29 protein-coding genes are annotated in these 24,461 nt (G+C 52.9%); 15 read left to right on the top strand and 14 right to left on the bottom strand.

Annotated elements, in window-relative coordinates; all coding sequences use genetic code 11:
• Positions 1 to 305: 305 nt before the first annotated feature.
• Genes ACWFTY_RS04700 through ACWFTY_RS04685 form a run of 4 tightly spaced genes read right to left on the bottom strand, consistent with a single transcriptional unit; the run spans position 306 to position 4,169 of the window.
• Complete coding sequence (locus ACWFTY_RS04700; protein ID WP_447526943.1) at positions 306 to 2,018, bottom strand: asparagine synthetase B family protein; 1,713 nt, start codon at positions 2,016 to 2,018, stop codon at positions 306 to 308.
• Positions 2,019 to 2,073: 55 nt separating this feature from the next.
• Entirely contained in the window at positions 2,074 to 2,352 is a 279-nt protein-coding gene (locus ACWFTY_RS04695; RefSeq protein WP_447526234.1) for a PqqD family protein, read from the bottom strand.
• A gap of 34 nt (positions 2,353 to 2,386) precedes the next feature.
• The gene (locus ACWFTY_RS04690; protein WP_447526233.1) at positions 2,387 to 3,250 is read right to left on the bottom strand and encodes a sulfotransferase domain-containing protein; all 864 of its coding nucleotides are present in this window, start codon (positions 3,248 to 3,250) and stop codon (positions 2,387 to 2,389) included.
• Between the two features lies 1 nt (position 3,251).
• The gene (locus ACWFTY_RS04685; RefSeq protein ID WP_447526232.1) at positions 3,252 to 4,169 is read right to left on the bottom strand and encodes a hypothetical protein; all 918 of its coding nucleotides are present in this window, start codon (positions 4,167 to 4,169) and stop codon (positions 3,252 to 3,254) included.
• Between the two features lie 107 nt (positions 4,170 to 4,276).
• On the opposite strand from ACWFTY_RS04685, the gene ACWFTY_RS04680 reads away from it, so the two are divergent.
• Positions 4,277 to 4,468 carry a hypothetical protein gene (locus ACWFTY_RS04680; RefSeq protein ID WP_447526231.1) on the top strand — a complete coding sequence of 64 codons (192 nt, stop codon included), beginning with the start codon at positions 4,277 to 4,279 and terminating at the stop codon, positions 4,466 to 4,468.
• Between the two features lie 71 nt (positions 4,469 to 4,539).
• On the opposite strand, the gene ACWFTY_RS04675 is transcribed toward ACWFTY_RS04680, so the two are convergent.
• The 5 genes from ACWFTY_RS04675 to ACWFTY_RS04655 all read right to left on the bottom strand — a co-directional run bounded on the left by ACWFTY_RS04675 (position 4,540) and on the right by ACWFTY_RS04655 (position 6,927).
• Positions 4,540 to 5,109, bottom strand: coding sequence for a hypothetical protein (locus ACWFTY_RS04675; RefSeq protein WP_447526230.1), 570 nt, complete (start codon positions 5,107 to 5,109; stop codon positions 4,540 to 4,542).
• Positions 5,110 to 5,437: 328 nt separating this feature from the next.
• Positions 5,438 to 5,575, bottom strand: coding sequence for a DUF6653 family protein (locus ACWFTY_RS04670; RefSeq protein WP_447526229.1), 138 nt, complete (start codon positions 5,573 to 5,575; stop codon positions 5,438 to 5,440).
• Positions 5,576 to 5,595: 20 nt separating this feature from the next.
• Positions 5,596 to 6,198, bottom strand: coding sequence for a 1-acyl-sn-glycerol-3-phosphate acyltransferase (locus tag ACWFTY_RS04665; protein ID WP_447526228.1), 603 nt, complete (start codon positions 6,196 to 6,198; stop codon positions 5,596 to 5,598).
• 117 nt (positions 6,199 to 6,315) lie between these two features.
• The gene (locus ACWFTY_RS04660) at positions 6,316 to 6,582 is read right to left on the bottom strand and encodes a TIGR03643 family protein (RefSeq protein WP_447526227.1); all 267 of its coding nucleotides are present in this window, start codon (positions 6,580 to 6,582) and stop codon (positions 6,316 to 6,318) included.
• 24 nt (positions 6,583 to 6,606) lie between these two features.
• On the bottom strand, positions 6,607 to 6,927 hold the full coding sequence (locus ACWFTY_RS04655; RefSeq protein WP_447526226.1) for a hypothetical protein: 321 nt from the start codon (positions 6,925 to 6,927) through the stop codon (positions 6,607 to 6,609).
• Between the two features lie 516 nt (positions 6,928 to 7,443).
• On the opposite strand from ACWFTY_RS04655, the gene ACWFTY_RS04650 reads away from it, so the two are divergent.
• Positions 7,444 to 7,674 carry a hypothetical protein gene (locus ACWFTY_RS04650; RefSeq protein WP_447526225.1) on the top strand — a complete coding sequence of 77 codons (231 nt, stop codon included), beginning with the start codon at positions 7,444 to 7,446 and terminating at the stop codon, positions 7,672 to 7,674.
• A gap of 331 nt (positions 7,675 to 8,005) precedes the next feature.
• Here ACWFTY_RS04650 and ACWFTY_RS04645 read toward each other — a convergent pair whose 3' ends face one another.
• From ACWFTY_RS04645 to ACWFTY_RS04635, 3 genes are read right to left on the bottom strand one after another with little or no spacing between them, the layout of a single operon-like run.
• Positions 8,006 to 8,647: an SOUL family heme-binding protein gene (locus ACWFTY_RS04645; RefSeq protein WP_447526224.1), complete on the bottom strand. Its 642-nt coding sequence runs from the start codon at positions 8,645 to 8,647 to the stop codon at positions 8,006 to 8,008.
• Positions 8,648 to 8,656: 9 nt separating this feature from the next.
• Positions 8,657 to 9,343 (bottom strand): ChrR family anti-sigma-E factor, encoded by a 687-nt coding sequence (locus tag ACWFTY_RS04640; RefSeq protein ID WP_447526223.1) that lies wholly within the window; start codon positions 9,341 to 9,343, stop codon positions 8,657 to 8,659.
• On the bottom strand, positions 9,340 to 9,990 hold the full coding sequence (locus ACWFTY_RS04635) for an RNA polymerase sigma factor (protein WP_447526222.1): 651 nt from the start codon (positions 9,988 to 9,990) through the stop codon (positions 9,340 to 9,342). Before ACWFTY_RS04635 ends, ACWFTY_RS04640 begins: the two co-directional genes overlap by 4 nt.
• Before the next feature lie 183 nt (positions 9,991 to 10,173).
• Between ACWFTY_RS04635 and ACWFTY_RS04630 the strand changes: the two genes are divergently transcribed.
• Both ACWFTY_RS04630 and ACWFTY_RS04625 read left to right on the top strand, forming a co-directional pair.
• Positions 10,174 to 10,701, top strand: coding sequence for a fasciclin domain-containing protein (locus ACWFTY_RS04630; RefSeq protein WP_447526221.1), 528 nt, complete (start codon positions 10,174 to 10,176; stop codon positions 10,699 to 10,701).
• Between the two features lie 168 nt (positions 10,702 to 10,869).
• On the top strand, positions 10,870 to 11,310 hold the full coding sequence (locus tag ACWFTY_RS04625) for a DUF3429 domain-containing protein (protein ID WP_447526220.1): 441 nt from the start codon (positions 10,870 to 10,872) through the stop codon (positions 11,308 to 11,310).
• Here ACWFTY_RS04625 and ACWFTY_RS04620 read toward each other — a convergent pair.
• Complete coding sequence (locus ACWFTY_RS04620; protein ID WP_447526219.1) at positions 11,307 to 12,242, bottom strand: NAD(P)/FAD-dependent oxidoreductase; 936 nt, start codon at positions 12,240 to 12,242, stop codon at positions 11,307 to 11,309. The genes ACWFTY_RS04625 and ACWFTY_RS04620 overlap by 4 nt on opposite strands.
• Before the next feature lie 146 nt (positions 12,243 to 12,388).
• Between ACWFTY_RS04620 and ACWFTY_RS04615 the strand changes: the two genes are divergently transcribed.
• Genes ACWFTY_RS04615 through ACWFTY_RS04600 form a run of 4 tightly spaced genes read left to right on the top strand, consistent with a single transcriptional unit; the run spans position 12,389 to position 14,746 of the window.
• Positions 12,389 to 12,748 carry a thiol-disulfide oxidoreductase DCC family protein gene (locus tag ACWFTY_RS04615; protein ID WP_447526218.1) on the top strand — a complete coding sequence of 120 codons (360 nt, stop codon included), beginning with the start codon at positions 12,389 to 12,391 and terminating at the stop codon, positions 12,746 to 12,748.
• Positions 12,745 to 13,239: a DUF427 domain-containing protein gene (locus ACWFTY_RS04610; protein ID WP_447526217.1), complete on the top strand. Its 495-nt coding sequence runs from the start codon at positions 12,745 to 12,747 to the stop codon at positions 13,237 to 13,239. Before ACWFTY_RS04615 ends, ACWFTY_RS04610 begins: the two co-directional genes overlap by 4 nt.
• A gap of 4 nt (positions 13,240 to 13,243) precedes the next feature.
• Positions 13,244 to 14,602 (top strand): ABC1 kinase family protein, encoded by a 1,359-nt coding sequence (locus ACWFTY_RS04605; RefSeq protein ID WP_447526216.1) that lies wholly within the window; start codon positions 13,244 to 13,246, stop codon positions 14,600 to 14,602.
• Between the two features lie 3 nt (positions 14,603 to 14,605).
• On the top strand, positions 14,606 to 14,746 hold the full coding sequence (locus ACWFTY_RS04600) for a DUF2256 domain-containing protein (RefSeq protein ID WP_447526215.1): 141 nt from the start codon (positions 14,606 to 14,608) through the stop codon (positions 14,744 to 14,746).
• On the opposite strand, the gene ACWFTY_RS04595 is transcribed toward ACWFTY_RS04600, so the two are convergent.
• Positions 14,743 to 16,266: a cryptochrome/photolyase family protein gene (locus tag ACWFTY_RS04595; RefSeq protein WP_447526214.1), complete on the bottom strand. Its 1,524-nt coding sequence runs from the start codon at positions 16,264 to 16,266 to the stop codon at positions 14,743 to 14,745. The genes ACWFTY_RS04600 and ACWFTY_RS04595 overlap by 4 nt on opposite strands.
• Before the next feature lie 598 nt (positions 16,267 to 16,864).
• On the opposite strand from ACWFTY_RS04595, the gene ACWFTY_RS04590 reads away from it, so the two are divergent.
• The 7 genes from ACWFTY_RS04590 to ACWFTY_RS04560 all read left to right on the top strand — a co-directional run bounded on the left by ACWFTY_RS04590 (position 16,865) and on the right by ACWFTY_RS04560 (position 24,379).
• The gene (locus tag ACWFTY_RS04590) at positions 16,865 to 17,431 is read left to right on the top strand and encodes a hypothetical protein (RefSeq protein ID WP_447526213.1); all 567 of its coding nucleotides are present in this window, start codon (positions 16,865 to 16,867) and stop codon (positions 17,429 to 17,431) included.
• 1,008 nt (positions 17,432 to 18,439) lie between these two features.
• Entirely contained in the window at positions 18,440 to 19,750 is a 1,311-nt protein-coding gene (locus ACWFTY_RS04585) for a tetratricopeptide repeat protein (protein WP_447526212.1), read from the top strand.
• A gap of 246 nt (positions 19,751 to 19,996) precedes the next feature.
• Positions 19,997 to 20,584, top strand: coding sequence for a VOC family protein (locus ACWFTY_RS04580; RefSeq protein WP_447526211.1), 588 nt, complete (start codon positions 19,997 to 19,999; stop codon positions 20,582 to 20,584).
• An 84-nt stretch (positions 20,585 to 20,668) separates the two neighbouring features.
• On the top strand, positions 20,669 to 21,121 hold the full coding sequence (locus ACWFTY_RS04575) for a hypothetical protein (protein ID WP_335654164.1): 453 nt from the start codon (positions 20,669 to 20,671) through the stop codon (positions 21,119 to 21,121).
• Between the two features lie 129 nt (positions 21,122 to 21,250).
• Entirely contained in the window at positions 21,251 to 21,631 is a 381-nt protein-coding gene (locus tag ACWFTY_RS04570) for a SnoaL-like domain-containing protein (RefSeq protein ID WP_447526210.1), read from the top strand.
• Entirely contained in the window at positions 21,534 to 23,027 is a 1,494-nt protein-coding gene (locus ACWFTY_RS04565) for a peptide MFS transporter (RefSeq protein ID WP_447526209.1), read from the top strand. The genes ACWFTY_RS04570 and ACWFTY_RS04565 overlap by 98 nt, the downstream gene beginning before the upstream one ends.
• Complete coding sequence (locus ACWFTY_RS04560) at positions 23,024 to 24,379, top strand: APC family permease (protein ID WP_447526208.1); 1,356 nt, start codon at positions 23,024 to 23,026, stop codon at positions 24,377 to 24,379. The genes ACWFTY_RS04565 and ACWFTY_RS04560 overlap by 4 nt, the downstream gene beginning before the upstream one ends.
• Positions 24,380 to 24,461 lie beyond the last annotated feature (82 nt).

Genomic DNA, 24,461 nt, shown 5'->3' with positions numbered 1-24,461 from the left:
CTACTCCGCCTTAAAAGTAAGCGTCATGCAAAGATGCCGGGCAGAAACACGCTCCCCAGCGATCAGCTTGGAGTATAAAAACTATCTTCGGCGCTGCTCTTAACGAAGCTACCGCCCTTCGTCTCGCGTACAGGAAGGAACGAGCTCAATACTGGCGGCACCCATTTTTCCCGGTCGTCAGAAGCACTGGTCTCATTTTGATCATTTTCCATTGTGGTCCAAATCCTTCAATCTATGCCTTTGCCGAACTATACGCCTGATATCAAAAACACAATCCCAAATTGCAATGATGCGCGCCACAGCGATCAGGCTTGCCAATCAAGCAATTGCAGCGCCCCGAACAGGCTAGAGGCTTTAGGTTTATGCAGCGGGAGCCCCTCCCTCAAACGGTTGCGAATGGCTCCCATGTCAAACCATTCGTCACGGGCTGAATCATGTCGCAACGGACCCAGCGCAGAAATAAAATCGGGCAACATCTGGTTCGCTGCATTAACAAGATACTCCACCCGTCCTAGCTCTAGTTTTGACTGGTTCCATGTAATCTCTCGCGGCAGCAGAGGCGCCACGGCGCTCCGCATTAGCCAGCGGTTAACGCCTCCTTTTCGAAACAATCGACTTGGCACGCCCAAAGCAAAATCTAGCACGCGGCGATCGAGCAAGGGATAGCGGTACTCGACCCCGTGATCGAGGCCGCTCTGCGCCCAATCTTCGATCCGCATGGTCAAATGGCCCGAAGTTAGCAACTTTTCCATCAACGCACGGTTGCTTGAAGCTTGCAAAACAGCACGCTCATATTTCCGCGATCGTTTTTGCAAGGATGGATTGAGATATCCGACCGGCGGCGATTCAAACCGTTTAGCCTGCGTACTCGCGATATTCCCGAATCGATTCCTGATGATTATCGCCGCCGCTCGCACAGCGCCTAAATTGTCAGCCCGCGCATCTTTCACAAACTCCCGCCAATGCATGCTGAACAGCAGGTCGGCTCGGGCCAGTCGTCCATTATGCGAGGCGGCGTCGTCCCCGCCCCAACCACTAAGAATCACTTCAATAGATTGCTTTTGGGCGGCGTGCTGCACTGGCAACTCATGGAACAGGTTTGCGGCGGTTGGTGCAAACAAGCCATCCGTGCGGAGCAAGTTCATAAGCAGGTCCGGGGCAAAGCCAGGTTGCTTCACGTCAATGCGCAAATGATCAGCAACAGCGTCCACCAATCGTTGTTCAAAATCGGATTGAGTGGTCGTTTGCGGCGGACTCCAGCTAAACCCGATTGGATCTGGTGCGGCTGTCTTTCGCCGGATATTCGTCGCCACCGCAGCCACTACGCCGCAATCCAACCCTCCGCTAACATGCACCCCAAGCGGCCCATCTCGGGGAGTCCGGTCAGCCACAGCCTTTTCGATCAGTCCGCGCAAGGCATCTGCGTAGTCTTCATCCTTGGCGAAGTGTATTGAGGCGGCGTTTTGGGGCTTCCAATATCTCTGTATCACGACACCTTCGGCAGAAGCCCTTAGGCTGTGCCCCGGCAAGAGCTTGCGAACATGCCGGAAATATGTGCGGTCAGGAAGCGGCATCATGCTCTTTGCGATTTTGGACGCAACTACATCCATATCAAGTGCGGCATCAATGAAGGGTGCATCGAGGACTTGTTGGATTGTGCTTCCTACTGCAAAGCGGTTACCGGACACCGCATAAAATAACGGGCGAACGCCCATATGATCGCGTGCGCAAAACACCGTTTGCTTCTCGCTATCTGCCACAATCAAGGCAAAATCGCCGAGCAGGTATTCAGGCACACATTCGCCCCATTTCCGCCAAGCCAACAAGATTAATTGTTCATCACTATGCTGTCGGCTTGTGCCGATCCGATCAGCCAGGGTTGCTCTGTCATCAAGCCGCCCATCGAGGACAAGCGTCATGGCGCCGTTTACAGCCATAGATTGCGGACGTGAAGTATGTACCGATAAAGGTTCACCGGCATTGCCTCCAAGCCAGTCATTGGGGGCCGCTGGATGCAGACTTGCTGCAATATGCGTACGGGTCGAAATGGTAAAAACTCCCGCAGGAATTATCTTATGGCTCGATCACGACTAACGCTTTTTCACGCAATACGGTAATAAATCGCGATACGTCATCGGCACAGTCTGCCGCTGACGTGCGATATTTGATCGCTAACTTTGCGCATATCTCATCGAGAGTTTTCGGCTCTTCAATGAGTTTCCAAATGGTCGCTGCACTATCACCTAAATCGTAATAATTGCCTCCTTCGAGATCCATCATCACGATGGATTTGTCCAAATCGCTAGACAAAACCGATGGGCTGCGAGCGACTTTACCTGTGATCGTTAGCATGCAAAAAACTATCCCGTAATTTTTGCTATTAGCCCTAGTCAAATCGATCGATGAATTCCAGTGCAAGTGTCAAATATCCTAGCCGTTGCATTACGGCACCATGCCTTTTGGTGATCCGGCCAACCTGATCTTTTGACAAAACGTCGCGCCACTGTCCGGCGGTTCCTGATCGGAAAAAGTCTGTCTGGTTCATCGCCTTTTCAGGAAACCCAGATACAAGCTCGGCTGCTGCCAACGCATCAAAATGTGTTGCAGTACATGCCCTTCGAAGCGTTTGCACATGTGGTTCGATCCCGCAAAACTCTAACACTCGCTTGAATGTCCCAGTGATGTCGGCCTGCATGTCTTCATATCTGACCAAACATACTGGTATCTCTGTCTGATCGAGCCAACCAGCAACATTATGTGACCAATCCGCCCATCTTTCTGGCAAATGAGTCGAGCCGATGCTGTTATAAAAATAGTCCTCCGCCATTTGCTCGATCGCTTCGTCGATAGATTTGCTGAATTGGTCAGCATAAGACAGCGCGATATCGAGAGGGTTGCGCACGATTTGGATCACCGCTTTCGATACCGTTGCCGGAAAAATCGACATTCCTTGAGCATCGGTTTGAAAACACGAATGGACTTTCAGGAAATGCGGATCGGCTACCTGTTCCGCGAAATCGCACCAAAAATCCGGAAGGGCGTTGTTCATCTCCAGCCACGTCAGTTCAGCTGACGGAATACCGAGAAAATCGTCAACAAGCTCGCGATTGACATGCTCGGAACCACCAATCAATTCGTTCAGTTGCAGAGTATCCTGTTCGGCAAAATAGGCGGTGAGCAACGCCCGCATCCAAGTATTTCCTGATTTTGGATAGGATGCCAGCCAGACAAGCGGCTTGTGTTGCTCCATCCTAGGCAATCACCGGTTGATAGGGTGCGATAGCCAATGCGTTTGTGATTTTTTCAGCGACTTCATCTGCACAAAATGGTGCCATTGGCCGCTGAACGCGGATCACTGGTGCACTCTTCGCCAAGGCGGTAGTGACGGAAAATTGGAAGGCCAACAAATTTTGGCATTTCAGGAAACGTTTGCGAAAGGTGAATCGCGAAAAAACTCCAAATGCCTCCGATTGAGGGATATGTGTAACCTCTATCTGGGGCTCGTTGTGCACCTGCAAGATGACCCCGCCTGCGACCTGTTCTGGCTGGTCGTGAAAGGTGCCAATGTTGAGGTAATATTTGCTGATGTTTTCACGCACGGATAGTAATTCGTCTGCGCTGTAACCGAAACCGCCCAAAGCGTCCGCCCACAACCGGGTAGAAGGATAGGCGGGAAGCGCGACAAGTTGTCCGTTCCTCAGACTTACCGGCGTAATATCGTCCGACACCATTGCAAAACCGCGCCTTGTCAGAGCCGTCATTGTGGTCGATTTCCCCGCCCCGGATTTGCCAAGAATCAACAAAGCGCCGCGATTGGTCGCGACGGTGCTGGCATGGAATGGCAGTGCGCCGCGCTGTTGCAGCAACGCACCCAAGGCGGAGCTCATCAGAAATGCGACAAGGTCGGAATGTGATGCAGTTTTGGTAGGATTGATCGTGATGATACAGCCCTCTTCGATAACATATTGCGCCACACCTTGGACCATCAGTTTGAACCAGCCCGAGCGCCCCGCCCATCTGTGGCTTGCCAACTCTTTAGCCTCTGCTGCATCCAAGTTCGCACCAAGGACAATCCGCACGTCTGCGCGGCAATCTGATACTTCAGGTAGTGGCAGCGCAATGGGGCTGGATATTGTGAGCTCATAGGCTCTGTGCAGAAATTGTGTCATCAAGCGCGATTGCCACTAACAGTGGCAAATTTGCAAGGGCGGAATAGTGAAAGAGCACAGGACATGCATCGCACTGTATATTCCAGCGCGATAGGCGAGCCTCAGCTATGGCCAACAAGATGAAGCTTTCTGCACCTACGCTTGGCCGGAATGGTCATAAAAAGCGTCAGCTATTAGGGGCTAAAAAATCGAGCTGCCATGTCGGAAATTGGGCGCGAAGCGGACATAGAAACGGACTGCTGAGAATGTCCGCAACTGAGGCGATTGCTGACTGGCCGCTTTTACAGCAAAAAAAATAGGGGCGGCAAAGCCTACCCGGACAGAAGCAATCCCACCACAAGGGCGGAAAAGCTCCAATCCGGGCAAACCTCTAATTTACACCCCCTTGGACCAGTTCACATCCATCTTGGCGGCTCCCGCTTCGGCTGCGGCCATGAGCGTATCGTTGGCAAGATGCGAGTAGCGGGTGGTACTGGCGACGCTGACGTGACCGATCATCTTGCCGACCGTGTATGCGTATGCCTTTTGCATCCGTAACAGCTTTTCCAATGATGCGGACCCAGAATTTTGTATCATCACCCCGCTGATAGAGCACCTCGATTTCGGCGGCCTCCTCGCCATCCCGGATGATTTTGGAAAGCGGATATTCGTTACTTTCAACTTTCCTGCCATCTTTATGAAATGATACCCATTCACCATAATTGTCTGCACTTGCGGAATGAAAGACAGGATGCTTGAGCATGATTTCAATCTGACTGTTCCCCATGAAGATTTTACCGTCATTATCGGTTACGACTACGCCAACCGGCACGATGTCCAGGACAGCCTCAAGAAGCTGGAGTCGCTCCGCTGTTCTGTCAGCATATTCTGCGCCATGTTTGTGAGCCTGCTCTGCGCTGGCCAATTGCGCCTGAAGGTTGAATATCTCTTCGCGAAGCATTTCTTTGGATCTGTCAGGCGAAACAATGACTTTCTTAGGTTGAAGCAGTTATCAATGTTTCTCTGCATTGAGGCTGGCAGGCAATTTGAGACAAATCCCTGTTGAACAAGCACGTATTGAACTCCAATTGATGACAGATACTTGGCGGTCACCTTTCGGCATTGCAAGCACAGATGTTCGATGACTTTTGTTCTGCTTTGTTTCCCTTCTCTGATGCCAATCGACGTCACTAACCACGCGGATATTCGGCATTGATAAATCGAGCTGCCAAGTCGAAATTTAGAATCATTTCAGGTCGGCTGCTTCTGGGCCGATACCGGCCAAAGATTCAATTTTTTGCGATTTTGGAATGGTGCATCGGGACTGGGAGTTTCTTGCGATTGAGCGAAACCCTCCGGCCGAGCGCACCTTTTGACATCGAGTGACCAGTTGATACCGGAACCGGAAAAATCTTAGTTTGATCCATAGGCTGTGTCTAAGCCTGTGTTATTGGTTTTTCTGATTAATTCCAAAGAAGTTAGAATCTACGAATTTCTTTATTGCTGCATTGTCTTCATCATTATTCCCGCCCGTATATTCCCATATTTCTTCATGCAGGACGACCTCTTTCGACCGAGCGTCAATTCCAATCAGTGCGATCGGCACTCCCGCAGCCTTTGAGATACGCAGGTACCCCTTTTTATATTCGCCTACTTTGCTACGAGTTCCTTCAGGCGTTATTCCCATCCAGACATTTTTGTTGCGATCGAACCAATTCACCATTTGGGAAGTCACATCTCTTTGTGACGAACGGTCAATCGGCACTCCACCTAAATACTTGAAGAAAGTACCGAACGGCCAGAGAAAGGCCTCTCTTTTCATCATAAAAGAAACTTTGAGCCCTACAGATTGCATACATGCCATGGCAATTATGAAATCCCAGTTGGACGTATGAGGCATGCCGACAATGATTAGCTTTTTTTCTGACGGTAACTTTCCGACCATTTTCCAACCGATGCACCGCAACACAAAACGTCCAAGCCAACGCGTGAATCCATTTCCCATACGTGGACTGGATGCCGAAAGTATGTTGTCACAATCTTCTCTCATCCTCAAAACTCGTTTTTTCAAGCAGAGACAACCGAACATAACTTGCGGTCAGGCTGTGAACAACTTAGACTGTATCAGACTGTTAGAGTTTCTTCGAAACCTTCGAACGCAATGATATCATTTTGCGAGATCGGAATACTTCGCGCGATGCTTACTGGCACGCCCATTTACCCGCTTTCTCCACATTCGAAAACTACCTGGTCGCAATTGACAACGCATGACTTTTATTACGTCACGTTCGCTAAGACCTGATTGTGCCTCTATCATATTAAAACTGATATTATCAGCCCACGCCATGGCTACCAGTTCAGAAGTTGTGATAACTCCGCTATCGTCTTGCTGCACAGAAGCTACGAAGTCATCTGAAAATGATTGTCCTGACATTATGCAAGGCTTAGAGCTGTTCTATTATCCACCCCAAACATCATCGTAACGGGCTGTTCCATCCTCGCGAGGGTAATCGCGATAGGACTTTAATGGTTGCTGAGAGGTTCTAAACACGCCAGCAGTTATGAAAATACCGAGAAGGACAGCCAAATGTCCTACCACTAACTCTCCATAATAAAACCAAGATCCGAGGGCTGTAGAAAAGATGGCCGTCCACATGATCGACAATATTGCCATAATTTGGAACCGTTGAACGCGTGGAAGGCTATTCAGTGGGTTGGACTCCGAATTCATCACAACCGCAATTGAGTTTTCATTGATTTGCTTGACATAATTTTGCATTAAAAGCTCCTGTTACTGCCCGATAGACACGTATCTCTCAATGAACATATCAATGGCTCTGGATATATTACGAGCGCCAAGGCAAATTGGATCATTATTAATTTCAGAAATCGACCGATCAAATGAAATGTTCATTTTGTGGCATTGATAAGGTCTGATTTTCGATGGCATTTACCGGCTTCTCAGCTAGTCGCATTAGAATTAATTTCCGTCTTCGCGCTTTAACCGACGTAGCTGCTTTATCCCGAAAGTGGGCATTCGATAGGTCGGATTCAGGCGGCCGTTCTTGCGGCGCTGGCAGACCGACCGCCTTCAAGATGAGGCATTTCAAAAGCAGAAGATTTAGGTTGTTCGCCTACTAAATTGGTTTGCAGCCCAATTGTAGCCGCACAAGTCATATGGCTGCACTGGCCGGCATAGCCTCAAATGCAAATCTATAAGTTTGGCTTGCTAAAGTGATCCAATCCCGCTGTTCGCACGTACGATCATTAGTAAACCAATCAAAGCGAGCCAGACATGTTTTATTTTCTTATATTTGCCGTAATCTTGTTTGCCGCTGGCGCTGCATTCGCGTTGATACGAGGATTGCTGGCCTTTTCGCAAATCGGAGAAGACATTGCTTCTGACAGCGACAGGGCTGAGAATTTCCGGAAGCAGAATGGTTACATGTTCGCGCGAGTGAAATGGCAGGCTCTCGCGGTGGTGGCAGTATTTCTGGTGGCAACCCTGGCTGGCGCGGGAGGATAGGCTCGGTGGCTTTGTGGCCGCAATGCCAAAGTGTCTTGTAGCGGCGATCAACTCCAATGAACCAGAGAAGTGGGCCTAGCCTTTTGCCTTTGTACCCTGCCGCTATGAGCCGATTGGACGCCAACTATTTTGACATTCCAGCGGCGTGTGGATCGGAAAAATAAATCCCCACCTAAATTGATCGCTGTTGAAAAACTATGCTCATCACAAAGATGCGCTCCGCCAAACCGACGGACCGAAGATCAGAATGGCTGCTGTCGTGGACGCGATCGACGCGATCAGGACGAGAATGGCTTTCATTAATCCGTACTCCAACTAATCGTCGAACAGGTCATTTGACGATTCGCATGACTTCCCAACGCTTTTTTTCCGTCGGCACGCTTGGTCCATCATATCCGGCAACAATTATCGATGAAGCTACCTCCAATTTCTCCATTTCCATGAAATCTCCAATTTTTGCCGCAGCTTCATCGATACGCGCTTGCGACCGTTGACCTGTAAATCGATATGCCACCCGTTTTTCAGCCGTTATCTGCACCAGTTCGATCTTGTCATTATTGGGAATGGGTAGCGTATCCATCGTCCATTTCGAAGGCATGGAAAATTGGACTGTGTAGGCGCCGACATCCTTCTCGGACGTCGTGACAGGCGCCGTCATCGCTATTGTTGTGGAGCCTGATCTTGCCTCTGTTGTTACCGGAGCTGTCATGGCAACATTGTCTGCGCTTTGGTTACCGCCAAAAATATATCCCGCCAATTGCCGAAAGCCCTTGCTGGATGCTTCGTCTGACGATCCGGCCTTTACCGTCACTTCAGCGGCAAGATATGGCGCATATCTGCGTAGCTCAACGCCGTTTGATTGTTTGAGCACCTCATATTTGGGTTGTTCAATATTTTCCTGGGCGTGTGCAATACCGATAGCGGTAAAAAGCCCCACGGCTGAAACCAGCAGATCGCGAATTTTGTTTAACATAATAGCGCCTTATATCCCGATGAGGGGCTTCAGGAGCCTCATGATCGGATTTGAGAATTTAAGACTGCCCTCAAGGGCGACCAGTGTGATGCATGGTTCTCCGTCATCATCAACGATCGGACGATGGGTGCAACTTTCGTCTTCGCGGTGAAGATCTCCCGGACCATAGGTTTCGTCGCCGACCTTATAGCCACCCTGCATGATCAGAGCCCATTCTTCGCCTTCGTGGGTATGACGGGGAACTTTCATTCCGGGAGGTGCCTTGAGCAAGTAAAGCTCTTCACCGTCATCATTGGACAGGGATGCCCGCTCGACACCAAAGCCAAGCTTTCTCCATTTCAATTCCTGTCCGGTTTGTTTCAGGAAATCTTCTAGGGGTGACGGAATCCAGGCATCTTGGCGGGTTGTTTCTGGGCACGGGTCGCCGGCGCTTTCCAGGCCTTGAGAAATCGGTGCAGCTTCCATTTTTTCCAATATCCGCTCAAAAAAATCTTTCGAAAGCGACTCGCCCTGAGCAGATTCCAGCAACGCGCCGCCCACCTGATCAATTGCCGCAAGACGCGACGATAATTCGGGTTTCATTGTCGACTGACAGGAAATGAGCAAATGTTTTGCCGACGACAATCCGCCTGCGCAATAGGAGGCAAGCCATTCTTCATCAACAGAATGGAAAGCGGTTTGTGGCGTATTGTTCATTGATTAACTCCGCGAAAATTCTCTAATTTTGATTTCATATTCTTGAGCGGCACCCGGATACGGCTCTTCACTGTACCCAGCGCCAAACCGGTTCGCTCCGCGATCTGGCTGTGTGAGAGGCCTTCAAAAAAGGCGAGATGCAATATCTGTTTCTGCTCAATCGGCAGCTTTGCCAGTTCAGCCTGCACTGCCTGTGCCGACTGCGACTGGTCATAACTCACATCGGCAGCTGCTACCGGAGCATCGGCCATCGTCGAAACGATGTCCGGCGCTGTCGGCTGCATGCGGTCATTTTTGCGTTTGTGGTCTATCCAAGCGTTGCGAACCATACGGAATATCCATGACGAGAAAGCGCCCTTGATGGGATTGAACTGATTTGCCTTCGTCCACACCGATACCAGTACGTCCTGAACGATGTCTTCTGCCGTGGATGATTGCTCCCCACGATACATTAGCCAAGCCTTCAGACGCGGGGCATAATGGATCGCGATTTCTTCTAGCGCTTCGCGGTCACGCGATCCGCTAACGCGCTGCATCAGAGCGGCGTCCTTAATCTGTCGTCCCGGCAAAGCCTTCACGATAGCGGACCCAGCGGACAAATTGTCCGAACCTTTTGTAGCCGTTTCACGTTGCAGGTGGTCACGCATCTCAATCTCCAATAACGGTGATACGGTCAAGCGCTGGTTTTGGATCATCATTCGGGCAAGTTTTTTTGCTGACTATACGGATCAAATCCGCTTGAAAAAAATCTTCACAAAAACTGATCCAGTTGGGCAGGCCAGCCGTAGACTTGGGGACAATCGACTGAACAACCACATAAAGGAACTATTATGACCATATCCAAAGTCTTGGCCAGCGCGTCGGCCGCTGCCATCACGTCCATGACGCTTTTCGCAATTGCATTGACGCCGGTAACTGCAGCATCGGCAAAACACCACGCCGAGATCCCGTCGGCGGACATTGTTGATACCGCCATCGCTGCCGGATCATTCAAAACGCTCACCGCAGCAGTGCAGGCCGCCGGTCTGGAATCAACACTGCGTAGCGATGGCCCTTTCACCCTGTTTGCGCCCACCGACGAAGCTTTCGCAAAACTTCCGGCCGGGACAGTAGAGACGCTTCTGAAGCCCGAAAATAAGGACCAGCTCGTATCGATCCTGACGTATCACGTCTTGTCAGGTAAGGTCTATTCCAAGAGCTTGGCAGGCAAACAAATCGAGGCTGCCACCGTGCAGGGAACAACTGTTTCGGTAGACGGAACCAATGGCGTCAAAGTTGACAACGCCAACGTGGTGAAAGCCGATATCAAGACATCTAACGGGGTTATCCACGTGATTGACACGGTCCTGATGCCCTGACTGAATAAACCTTCGAGGGTATCCCATTTTTTCCCTCTTCGATGGGTACCCTCTGCCGCCGCTACTCGTGTTCCAGTAGCGGCGGCTATTTTATTTCAACGACGTCCAAAGCACCTTGGATTTTTCGACCACCGCTTATTAAACGCAGACCTTCGAATTAGGAGTATCGTGCAAAAAACACTTTCTTCGCGCGCGCAGATTCTGGGGCTGGCCGGATTATTGCCACAACTCTTCGCTATTGTTGCAGCATTTGACGGCAAAATCCGCTTTATCGCCTTGAGCGGTGCGTTTTTATATGCCGCTGTGATTTTCAGCTTTCTAGGCGGGTTTTGGTGGGGCTTGGCCGTCGCCGCTCCCAAAGCACCCCAATGGATTTATGGCGTCGCAGTATTGCCAAGCTTGCTGGCTCTAGTCAGCGGCATACCATGGATGATCGGTTCAACTTGGCCCGGCCCGTCGCTGGCGTTTCTCGGCATCGCTATCATTGTTGCCCTGTCGGTTGATTTTAGGCTCAATTGGCTCGGCATGATGCCAGACTGGATGCTCCGCTTGCGGATTATATTGTCGACCGGACTGGGATTGACAACGCTCGCCTTGGCAGCGCTTTAAGCCAGAACCATTTTTGCGAGCGCCGTTCCGGACTGCCACGCACATTCTACTCTCGGTCCGATCAGCCAGTCTCCGCAAACGCCGATCTTCAGATCACCATTGTAGAGCGCGCTATGATCCGTTTTACCCGAACGTGCATAGCGCCATCGGTGGGCGGACGCGATCAACGGATCGGGAAGAGTTATGCCCAGCAGTTCAGAAAAGCGATCGGATAGTGCCGCGACAATCTGTTGCGGACTATCTTCCAAATGTTCGATCGACCAATCCGGAGATGCCTGTATGACCCAGCTATCCGGTCCTGTGCGGCCAGGCTTGTCCGAATTGCGTGCGGCCCAACCAATGACGATATCGTCACGCAAAGTTGCTCTGCTTGTATTTACCGGATTGGCGTAGGCCAGCATCAAGGTCCAGCAGGGAGCGGAAACCGTTTTTTCGGCCAGCGCCTGAAAATCGTGTTCCCACGGTTCCAGCAAAGACGCCGCCTGCTCCGCCGGTATCGCCAAAATGACGGCGTCGAATAGCGCCTCGATAATGTGTTCCTCGCTCGCCAGCTGCCAGCTGTCCCCTTGTTTTACCAACCCGTCTATACGCATGGACCATGCGACATCATGACGCGCCGCGAGCGCCTTGATCGGCGCGTTCATGGCGGGCACGCCAACCCAGGCGTCCGGACCCGCAGCAGCCCAAAGCGCCGCTGTACCGGACTCCTGCCATTGCTTTACCACGGTCTGAAATGCCGGATCGCGGGCGGTGAAATATTGGGCACCATGATCGAGGCTTACCTGGCCGACGGCAGTGTCTGCCCGCCGCGTCGACATGCGTCCTCCGGGTCCGCGGGCCTTGTCAAACAGGCAAGCCTGATGTCCGGCCGCGACCAAATGGTCCGCGCAGGCGAGCCCGGAAAGGCCTGAACCAACAATAGCAATTTTCATAACATAGGTCTTTCAGCCGTATGGTCTTGCGAGGAATATGTTCGCATAGGGAACCATAAGATATCGGTTCTCCAAGCTATCAGAACCCTAGGTTTTCCGAAGAGTATTGGATTTCGCAATATGTCCCAATGGACGAGTAGGAAAATATGAACAAGGTTGCAGTCTGGTATGATGGCGGATGCCCGCTATGTCTTCGGGAGATCGCATTTTTTCGGCGGCTCGACAAGAAGGATGCCATCCGGTTTGTCGACCTGACATCGCCCGATATATCCTGCCCTCTCGATCGTAAAGTCATGCTCGACCGCTTTCACGCCCGGGAAAATGACATCCTGCTGTCGGGTGCGGCCGCTTTTGCCGCGATGTGGCGAGCGGTGGCGCTTTTGCGCCCGCTGGGCATTGCGGCTCGGTTCCCAGGGGTTTTGCCCATGCTCGAATCTGCTTATCGGTTATTCTTGCGCATTCGTCCGCGACTGCAGCGCTATGCCAGCGGGCGGCTGAAGCCATGAGGCCTCGACCAGATCCGATCGGACCGGGACAGGAGAGCGTCTGGAACTACCCCCGTCCGGCGCTCGCCGAGCCATGTCCCGCGCGGATCACCATCGAGCATCAAGGACAGGTTGTGGCCGACACGCGCGCAAGCGTTCGCACGCTCGAAACCAGTCATCCGCCCACCTATTATATTCCGTTATCGGACATTGGCTCCGGCCTGCTGCGAAGGGCGGAAGGAAGCTCCTATTGCGAGTGGAAAGGCGCCGCAGTCTATTTGGATGTGGTTGTTGGTAAAACTATACTGCCGCGCATCGGCTGGAGCTATCCCAGCCCTAGTGCGGACTTTTCAATTCTGCGGGATCATATTGCCTTTTATGCCGGTCCCTTCGACCGGTGTCGCGTTGACGGTGAGATCGTGACTCCGCAGCCCGGTGATTTCTACGGTGGCTGGATAACCAGCAAACTGGCCGGCCCGTTCAAAGGTGTGCCGGGAAGCCGGGGGTGGTAAAAGCATGACTGACAATAGCAAGAAACAAAAAGACCGCACCGTCCCGCGCGGCAGATTATCCCGTCTTGGCCAATTCGGGCGTCTGGCCAGTGGTGTCGCAGGCGGAATGATTGCCGAAGGTGCTAGAAGATTGGCCGACGGGGAACGTCCCGCCATGCGTGATATGATGCTCACACCTGGCAACGTGGCCAGAGTTGCAGACCGACTGTCGCATTTGCGCGGGGCTGCGATGAAACTCGGCCAAATGATCTCGATGGATGCCGGAGATATGCTTCCTCCGGAACTGGCTGAAATCATGGCGCGGCTGCGTGATAACGCCCACCGGATGCCGCCACGGCAATTGCAGCAGGTTCTGGCTCAGCAATGGGGGCAGGACTGGCGCCAGCGCTTTGCCCGATTTGGCGCAACACCGATTGCGGCGGCATCCATTGGTCAGGTCCACAGGGCAATGACGCCGGACGGTCGGGACCTTGCGATAAAGGTTCAATATCCGGGTGTGAGGGAAAGCATTGATGCCGACGTCGATAATGTCGCGACGTTATTACGGGTTTCGAATCTCCTGCCGCGTGAATTGGATATTGCACCGCTACTGGCAGAGGCCAAGAAACAGCTTCGCGAGGAAGCTGATTATGTCCGGGAAGGTCGATATCTGGCCTTGTTTGGAGAGTTGCTGGTCAATTCACCCGATTATGTCATTCCCGTTCTCGACAATGAATTTACCACGGATCAGGTTCTGGCAATGAGCTTTGTCGAGGGCAAGGCGATCGAGACCCTTGTGGACGCACCGCAGGAGACCCGTGACGTAGCCATGCATTTGTTGTTTAAGCTGGTTATGCGAGAATTGTTTGAATTCGGGATCGTCCAGTCGGACCCCAATTTCGCCAATTACCGCTATCAGCCGGATACGCGCCAGCTGGTGCTGCTCGACTTTGGCGCAACCAGACAGGTCGATGCGAAAATAGCCGCCGGATATCGGCGGCTGATAACCGCCGCCCTCAATGGTGATCGTGACACGGTGCGGGAAGAATCGGTAGCAACCGGCTTTGTCGGCGCGGCAGCGGTCGCGCGGCACCGGGACCGGATTGATGCGATGATCGATGTCATCGTCGGAGAATTAAACCGGCCCGGCATGTTCGATTTCGGAGACCGGGGGTTTGTGAACATCTTGCGCGATCAGGGCATGGATGTGGCAGCGGACCGTGCAGCATGGCATATCCCGCCCACCGATTTGCTTTTTGTTCAGCGCAAAATCAGCGGCATGGCGTTGCTCGCGGCGCGCTTGAAAGCCAGAATAGATATTCGAGGCCTGGTAGCGGAACATTTTACCAGCGACGTAGCTGACGGTCTGGTTCCGGAAAGCTGAGCCATGCCAAAGATGCGAAAGAAAGCCGACCTGCCGGCCAAAACCTGCGAAGCCTGTCGCCGGCCGTTCGCGTGGCGGAAGAAATGGGCGCGTGACTGGGAGAATGTTCGCTATTGCTCGGATGAGTGCCGGCGGAAACGCTAGTCCAGATTGTCCAGAAAGCGCCGTGCATCCGCGTCGATTTGTGCCTTCTTGTCGTCGCTGAACTTTCCATAGCTGCTGACCATCATCGCCATACGCGGATTGCTGCGAAAACGCTCTGCATGCCGGCCGACAAAATCCCAGTAGAGATAGTTGAAAGGGCAGGCGTCCTTGCCCTCTTTCTTGCTCACGGAGTAGCTGCAATTTTTGCAGTAATCGCTCATCTTGTCTATATAGGATCCGCTGGACGCATAGGGTTTGGAGGCCAGCAGACCACCATCGCCAAACTGGCTCATACCCAAGGTGTTCGGAAGCTCGACCCATTCGAACGCATCGGCGTAGACTGAGAGATACCAGATATGCAGTTGCTTCGGATCGATGCCCGCGATCAATGCAAAATTGCCGGTGACCATCAGGCGCTGGATATGGTGGGCATAAGCTTCATCACGGGTCTGGGTGATGCAGGCTTTCATACAGGCCATATCGGTTTCGCCGGACCAGTAAAAGCCGGGCAGATCACGATCGGCCGCTAGTGCGTTTTGCTCTTCATATCCCGGCATCTCCCGCCAATAAATGCCGCGAACATATTCTCGCCAGCCAATAATCTGGCGGATGAAACCTTCCGCTGCGTTGAGCGGCGCGCGGCCTTTGTAATATTCATCCTCGACGCGGCGGCAAATCGCAAGCGGATCAAGTAGTCCAACGTTCAGGTAGACCGAAATCAGCGCATGAAAGAGAAATTTCTGATCCGCCAGCATGGCGTCCTGATAGTCGCCAAAACAAGCAAGGGCGCGCTCGATGAAGGCATCGAAGGCTTGTTCGGCATCAGCCCGCGTTGCGCCGAACCAATAGTCATCAAGAGATCCGAAATTATCGGAGAACCGTTCACCGACAAGGGTCAGAACCTCGCGTGTTATTTCATCCGGTTCGAAACGCAGCGGCTGTGGCATTGAAGCATCCTCTTTCGCCGGTTTTCGATTATCGCTGTCATAGTTCCACGATCCGCCTTCCGGCTCGTCGCCATCCATTAGCAATCCGGTGCTTTTGCGCCTGTCGCGATAGAAATTCTCCATGCGAAAAGTCTTGCGGCCCTTCGCCCATTTGTCGAATGTCGAGTGGTCGCAAATAAAGCGGTTATCAGGGTGGATGGTAACCGGAACGTCGAACGCCTGTTTCCAGCCGTCAATCATCTCCATGACGCGATATTCCGAAGCTTCGGTGATATGCACGGCCGTGGCTTGATGACGAGAGACGGCGCGCTTCACCTCGCCGGTGAAATTTCCTGAATTGCCTTCATCGTCCAGCGGTACATAATCAACCATCCAACCTTGGTCCCGCAGTTCTTCGGCATAGTGGCGCATCGCGGAAAAGATGAAGGCAATCTTCTTGGGATGATGAGGTACATAACTAGCTTCTTCCATCACCTCCATCATCAAAATGACCGAATTTTCTCGGTCAGCCTCGGTCAATGTCGGCAGGCTCGGTGAAAGCTGGTCTCCCAGCACGGGTATAAGGACGGTCATGATTCTGACAATAAGCAGCTAATGGCCCGATCAACAATGCGTTACAAAGTACAGCCGCCTTTTCCGACTCCTTGGACGACACTATATCCCAAATTGTTCCGCTGGGTTTTTGATGTGTTGAATTTGGTGAAGATCCGGTTCTCACCCAACTTTCTTACGAGTTGACTGAAGTTTAACGGCCGCTTTCGGGGAGATGCAGCTACTAAGCCAACGTCTGCTTATGGGCGCATTTCAGACCGGCGGCAATTGGGCCGTTGGCAGAATGGCCGCTATTGGACGCTGGGCGGTGGAAAGCGGACCTTCCGCTTCCGCCCCAATTGCGGACGATGTCTGGATTTTTTCTTAAACGTCTTCGGGGTAAGTGGGTACGCGATCTAAAAGCACATGATAGGCCATATCCGGCATCATGCTGACCAGCAACTTATCTTGCCAATGGCCAAGTGCATTTCACCAATCAGATTTGAACTGCGGCGCATCTTATGGGTTGGGAAAGGTGCGCCAAACATGACGCAATTTGTAACTTGTCCGCCCATCGGGGCGAACTATTAGGGGAGGAGTAACAATTCAAAATTATTAGTTATTCGGGGTTAAGACTATCATGTTCGCTAAATTGAAGACTTCGCTATTCATCGCTTCCGGTGTTACTACAGCTCTTCTCGCAATAAGCTTCCCCGTCGTGGCTGTACAGGCTCAGAGTGGCGAAGAAATCTTGTTCCAATCCCTCAGCGGCAATTATATGGTTCAGGTGATTAAATCAGGGGGCCGAGCGTGTTCAATACGCCAGTTTCGTGACGAACAGGGTATGAGCGCCATTAGCATCAACTATGACCGGTTCGGCGCACCACTCCTCACGGTTATCGTTCCGAATTACCCCGGCTACCGACAGGGCAATTTCGATATTCGTTTCGATATGAGTAACGGCGCTGCAAGGTCCAACATCACAATACCTAAAATGGGCCTTACCAACCCAGCTGCCGGCGCATTTATTTTGAATAAACAGATCTCGCGCGACCAAGTCGAAGCACTTCTGGCTAGTCCCACCGTCACAGCGGCAGCTCACAATGGTACAGAGATAATCTCTCTTTCAACGCCATCAGCTTTGCGGAGTGCAGCAATTCAGGAATATGAAAAGTGCGAAGGCACGATTGGGGAGAGCCCGCGCTAAGGGCATATCTGCCTCAAGAAAGCGCCGATTTGCACTTACGTTGCACTTTTAAAGTAAACGCATCGTATTGAGAGTTGAGGCAATTTTGCTTAGGAATACCAAGGTCTCTACCAAAAAATTAAGTCAGTCCGTTCTTCTATTTCGACTTCTTGTCGGGTATATTGCGATTGGGCACTTCGATGTCCGCCTCCCACCCAGTTCCGGTGGTTGGAACTGATTGCATGGAAAATAAAAACGGCTGGTCAGCTTCCGCCCCAATTGTGGACATTATGGAGCCCAGCAGCATGGCCTGATAGCTGCCATTCTTCTAATTTGCCTAATTTATATTCTCATAAACAAGAGGCGCCATAGCTGTTCATTCAATGATTGCACCGGAACCATTTCACGTTAAAGTCGCAATATTGCTGGGGGCATAACGTGTTGGGTTTCGAAACGAAGCAAGATATATTGTTGACGCCATTGGCAGCGGTGCGCGTTTCGCTTTTTGGCAGCTTCCAGTTACTGGCACCTGACGGCGCGGAAATAGTCATCTCCAATCGGCGCGCACGGGCTCTGCTCGCGATGCTTTGTCTGGCACCCGAGGAACCAATTGACCGTGACCATCTTAGCAAAATTTTGTGGCCGGGACGTTTTGAGGCACAAGCGCGAGCGAGTTTACGGCAATGTTTGTTGGATTTGGGTAAATTGCTGGCTGTAGCAGATTGCGACCTTTTGAGTATTTCTCGATCCCGGATCAGTTTGAATGTCAAAGCCGTCACAAGCGATCTCGCAGTTTTTGAGACCGCTCTCGCCAAGCAACAATATCTTGAGGCCACGAACCTGCTTATATCTATCGGAGCGCAGCCATTATTGGATCAGATGCATTTTGGCGACGATTTTGGGAATTGGCTGGATAGCCATCGCCGTCAAATCGAGTTGCGGCTACAAAGTGCGGTTTCGAAAGCCTTGTCAGCGTTAGAACGAAACGACGATTTGGTGGATCATGCGCAATTGCTGAATTCTTGGTCAGTGCGTTATCCCTCTGCTGATGCAATCGACGAAACCGATGGACGGACATCCGGCACCGTCAATAATGGGTCAGCATTAAAAGAACCAGCGAGCTATTCGGTTGGTGTCATTCCGCTCGAAAGCGCGGGTGCAAAGGACGAAAATTTGCTGGCTGATGATGTCAGTCGAGATCTCGTTTCCATGCTATCCCGCGCTCCGCACCTCAGCGTTGCCGCCTTTGATGCCGGTCTCAGGAGCAAGCTGGAGCAGTCCAGTCCTGCAGAAGTCGGGCGATCACTGAACGTCCATTATATTGTGTCCGGATCACTCGTATGCCGCGCGGATCGGTTGGTTTTGCGTATCGGCTTGGTTAATGTTTCGACCAATGCGCATATTTTGTCATGGCGGTTCGATGAGGACATAGACCAGTTCTATGCTCGGCTCGACGATTTCATGCTCGATCTTTCGACTCCGATTTTGAGTGAAATCCAGATTGACGGAGCATCCACAGCCCATCTGCGCGGCCAAAGCAATATCAACGGATTTGAAGGTGTGCAATCGATCGAGATGCTTCGTGCGCTCTATTCCGAAAGCCGAGCCAGCAAAATTGTCGAGCATTTTCGCGATTTGATTGAGCGTGAACCAGCCAACGCAGTGGCAAGAGGGTCGCTTGCGGTCCAGCTTGTCCAGAATGTCGTCAATCGATGGACCCATACTCCTGCTGCAACACAAGCCGAGGCATGCAGACTGATAGAAAGAGCATTGGCAATGGCGCCCAATGATCCCGATGTCCTGATGGCCGCCGGCATTGTTCCTGCAATGCTGGTCGATCCGCAATCTGCCATTCACTATCTAACCCGGTCGCTTGAGATCAATCCCAATAATCCGCACGCGCTGGCTGTCCTCGGGTGGCAGAAATGCATGCTATATCGGGACGAGACAGGTCTCGACATGATCCGTGCTGCCGAACGGAGGGCACCGCATCATCCGCGATTCTCCGTATGGGCGGCCTACCGCGCCATATGTGAGGTCAAACTCGGCAGATTGGATAAAGCGGCAGCGGCCCATCGAGAAGCCAGCGAGCGCAATCCGAATTATTATTCGCCCCATTTGCATGGTGCCGCATGGCTTGCGCTTCTGAAACGCGATGAGGAGGCGCGTAAGGCGATAGACAAGTGCCTGGCAATCTTGCCGCACCTGACCCTTGAAGATTATACAGCCGAAATCGAAAAGTGGGAACATATGCTTCCGGACTGGCTTACCCGGGAAGGGTGTGTCTCGGCGATGGGCCGGGTCTGGCCAAAAACAGAAAATTCGACTTCTTCCAACTAAACTGACGCTTTATTGACGCTTTATTGACGGTAGCGCCGTTGACCCAAAGTTACATTTGGGCGCATCTATAGCGCACTGAGATAGCAGACATAACTGGTGATTTGAACGGAACCGGCAACCACCGTTTCCGCAGCCGGGAGAACTGTGCCTGAAGATAGGGAGAACGCAAATGAAGCATTTCATCGTAGCCAACGGTATCGCCGCCAGCCTCATTCTGATGCCGCTTGCCTGATTAGGAAATCAGCAATGCCCACATCACCAACCCAGCTCGCCCATGTCGTTTACCGCACCCGCCGTTTTGAAGTGATGTTGGCGTGGTATGCCAAGGTATTCAATGCGACGGTGCAATATCAAAACCCGGCGCTGGCCTTCCTCACATTTGACCACGAGCATCACCGTTTCGCTTTTGCCGATCTTGGCGTGATCCGTCCGGGCGAGAATGATCCCAATGATCGCGGGATGATCGGGGTCGATCATGTGGCGTGGGACATGCCCTCGCTTTCCGCATTGCTGGAAAATTATGCCGAACTGAAGGCCGATGGCATCACGCCATATTGGGCGGTGAATCACGGGATGAGCGCATCGCTCTATTATGCCGACCCCGATGACAATCAAATGGAATTTGCCGTCGATTGCTTTGCCACCAAAGAAGAATGCACCGCCTATTTTAAAGGCGAACAGATAGCGGATAATCCGGTTGGAGTAGAATATGACCCAGACGACTGGCTGGCCCGGCTGCGCGGCGGAGAAAGCGCAGCGGATATTTTGAAAATCGACATGGCCGGAGAAGTCTCTCCCATTCGCGGGGCGATGACGGCCGGATGGTTCAATTAGCGGACTTCATATGGCTCTAATTAGGAAACCGATTTTTGCGGACGCTGCCCCAATACCGGGGCGGCAATTAACAGGAGAAGACGAATGAAACTGATGAAAAGGATGATGATGGCCACCGCCATAATCGTTGCCGCGCCGCTCGCGCTATCCACGCCCGCAATGGCAGATGATTTTCCGCTAGTGGCCGGTGATTACACGACCATGACTGGCATCTATATTCAGGATGGTGGAACGGTGGCCTATGCCAAATATCTAGCAAGTGAATGGAAGAAAAATCAGGACTTTGCTAAGTCCAAGGGCTGGATCAGCGATTATAAAATCTACTTCAATGTCGATGCACGCGATGGCGAGCCAAATATGTATCTGACGCAGACCTATCCCTATTGGCCGAGCGGAGCCGAAAGTGAAAAGCGTAACAAGGAATGGGAAGCTTTTGACAAAAGAACCAACGCGCAGCTGGATGCAGAATCCGGCAATCGGGCAAAATTCCGGACGGTCAAAGGTTCAATGACACTGCAGGAAGCGACAATCCGATAGCTTTAAAGCTTGGCCTCGGCGGATGATGTGACCCTTCATACGATCCGCCGGGACTAAAACTAGTCCGGCGGATGGTTTTGCGACCTGCCATCCGCCGGGCTATCCCTTCCAGACGCCGGAGAGTCTCCCATGCAAAGCCTTGCCGAAATTGCGAGAGATTATGCGGCTTTGATGGCAGCAGGCAAGACGCTGACCGCCGCGGAGCGATATTGGGCGAGCGATATTGTCGCGCTTGAACCAGCCAAATCCGGATCAAATGATCCAGCCGTCGCAAACGGTAAGCCAGCCGCCCTTGCCAGATTGAAGCGCTGGCTTGACGACAATGCGATGAGCGAAGTGCTGATTGATGGCCCGTTCATCACCGGCGACCAATTCGCATTATTCATCGACATGGAAATCACACGCCTCACCAATGGCCGCGCCACCGGCAAACGCGAACCATTCAGCGAAATCGCCACCTACATCGTGCGCGATGGGCAGATTGTTGAAGAGAGATTTTTCTATGGGTGAAGCTGCTTTAACGGGCGCTCAAACCGACACCACATTTCTCGGCCACCCGCGCGGGCTTGCGTATTTATCATTCACAGAGGCGTGGGAGCGGTTTTCCTTTTACGGGATGCAGTCGCTCCTGGTGCTGTATATGACGCAGGAATTGTTCCTGCCAGGCCATATCGAGAATATCGCGGGGATAGGCTGGTATCGCTCCATGCTGGAGGGGGCATATGGCCCGCTGTCGCCGCTCGCGCTCGCGGGGCAGACCTTTGGGCTTTATGCTGGGCTGGTCTATTTCACGCCCTTGATTGGCGGCTGGGTTTCCGACCGGTGGCTAGGTGCGAAGCGAACCGTGATTATCGGCGTGCTGCTGATGACGGCGGGCCATGCGGCGATGGCGCTGGATCAGAGTTTTCTGATCGCTCTGGGTTTGCTGACCCTCGGTTCTGGCGCGCTCAAAGGCAATATCGCATCGCAGGTTGGGCAGCTTTATCCAAAGGGCGATGAACGCCCGGCACAGGGTTTTGTCATCTTCAGCACCGGTATCAATATCGGTGCCATTGGTGGTCCGCTCGCGTGCGGATTGCTGGCGCAAATCTATGGCTGGCATGTCGGGTTTAGCACCGCCGGATTGTTGATGCTGATGGCGCTTGGCGTATATCTGAAGGGGCTGCCACATCTTCCCGAAGAACTGCATTCGACGCGCACGGCTGCCGTATCTGTCAAACTCACAAAGGCCGATTGGCGCAGCGTCGGTATATTGATGATCTTTCTGGTATTCCAAGTGCTTCTGGGGCCGGGTTATGACCAGCAGTTTAATATGGGTATGGTCTGGATCGACGCGGCAGTCGATTTGCAAACGCCGTTTGGGCCGGTGCCGGTGGCATGGTTCGTCTCGATCAACTCCTTCGGCACGGTCCTCGGCGCTTTTGCGGCGATTGGCTTTTGGCGCTGGCAGGCAAAGCGTTGGAAAGAGCAGAGCGACAATAATAAGATGGTTGTTGGGGGTCTGCTCTATGGAGTGGGCACGATGCTGCTAGCCATTGGATCAGCGGTTCAGGCACCGGGTTCGGTAAACATCGTCTTTCCGGTGCTCTCCTATTTCATCACGGGCGTCGGCTTCACTTGGTCATGGCCAACGTGGCTGGCGATCATGGCGCGCTATGCCCCGCGCCAAATTGCCGCGCGAATGATGGCGGCGGCTTATCTGGTCGTATTCTTCAGCTCAATCATCGCTGGCTATTTTTCGCGCTTTTACGAGACGATGGACCCCGCCCTGTTCTGGGCACTCAATGCTGCCGCCTGCTGGGTGGGCGCCGCGCTGTATTTCGCATTCGGTCCCATGCTGACGCGGGCGTTGGAGAAGACCGTGGCCGCTGAGCCATCTCCCGACCTTCTGGAGCAACCCGCATGACACAACCACAACTTACCCAAAACCACCTCCAAAAGAGTCTCGGCTTGCCCTTTGCGCTGGCCATTTCTGTTGGTGGGGTTATCGGAACGGGGATCATGCGCGCGCCGGGCGTGATCGTGAACGAGGTGCCTGTATTCTGGATTGCGATGACGCTGTGGGCGGTGGCGGGGCTGTTTATTCTGTTGGCGGCCAACGTCACTGCCGAACTTGGTGCGGCGCTTCCGAAGGCGGGCGGGCATTATGTCGCGGTCCATGCCGCGTTCGGGAATACGATGGGGCTGCTGTCGGGATGGACCAACTGGCTGGCGAATGTGGCGGGGACGACTGCAGTGGCAATTGCCTGCGCCGATTTTATCGGCACCATCAACCCGTGGGTTGCCGCGCATGTGCCATGGGCGGCATCGGCAATCCTGCTCGCGGTGACGGCGGCTAATTGGGTGGGCGTCCGCGAGGGGAAGTGGATGCAGATTATCGGCACGGCCATCAAACTCGGTTTGTTATGCGCCGTCGTGGGGATCGCGTTCTTGATCGATCCGGTCGCCGCACCATCTTCGTCGTCGGCGGCCTATGTCCCGGCAATGCCCGGTGGCGTTGCCGGTTTCATCGCTATCGTAACCGCGCTCCAGATCATCCTCGGCGCGTATGACGGCTGGTTCGGACCAATCTACTTTTCCGAAGAGGACAAGAACCCCGGCAGGAACATCCCGCGCGCGCTGTTCACCTCGGTATTCGTCATTATCGCTGTGTATTTGCTGGTCAATCTCAGCCTCTTCAAGGCGCTCGACATAGCTGGATTGCGCGCGTCCGAATTGCCGATGGCGCTGGTGATTGAGCAAGTATTCGGGCGGACAGGCAATATCGTTGTGGCTCTGATCGCGACAATCATGGCGCTGGTCACGCTCAATTCGATTGTGATGCCGACGCCGCGCATCCTGTTCGCGATGGCGCGCGATGGGCTGTTCCTTCAGTCCGCGACGCGCGTCAATCGCGGTGGCACCCCCACTGTGGCATTGGCCATATCGGCGTTGATTGCCTTTCCGCTGATATGGTCTGGTGGCTTCATCTTCGTGTTCAAGCTGACAGGGGCGCTGTCGATCTTCGCCAGTTCTCTCTACTTTGCCGCCTTCTTCGCCCTCCGCCGCAGCCAGCCCGATCTACCCAGGCCGTTCCGCGCGGTCGGCCATCCGGTCCTGCCAGCGTTGGCTCTTGTGATCAGCGTGTTGCTTCTGATCGCCTTCATTGCCGCCGATCCGATTAGCGGCGTTTCTATGCTGGGCCTGATAGCAATCTGCATTCCAGTGGGCATCCATCTCGGGCGGGAGCGCGGTCGCGCCGCCATTAGTGAAATGTGAATTGTATATAATCCATTGATACGGCAAGCGGTCTTTCCGCTTACTACCCCTTTACGGATGTGCGAGCGCGTGATCTCGGTCT

Source organism: Parasphingorhabdus sp. NYA22 (assembly GCF_976973735.1).
The sequence above is the reverse complement of the archived record's forward strand: the minus strand, read 5'-3'. Positions and strand labels throughout refer to the sequence as shown.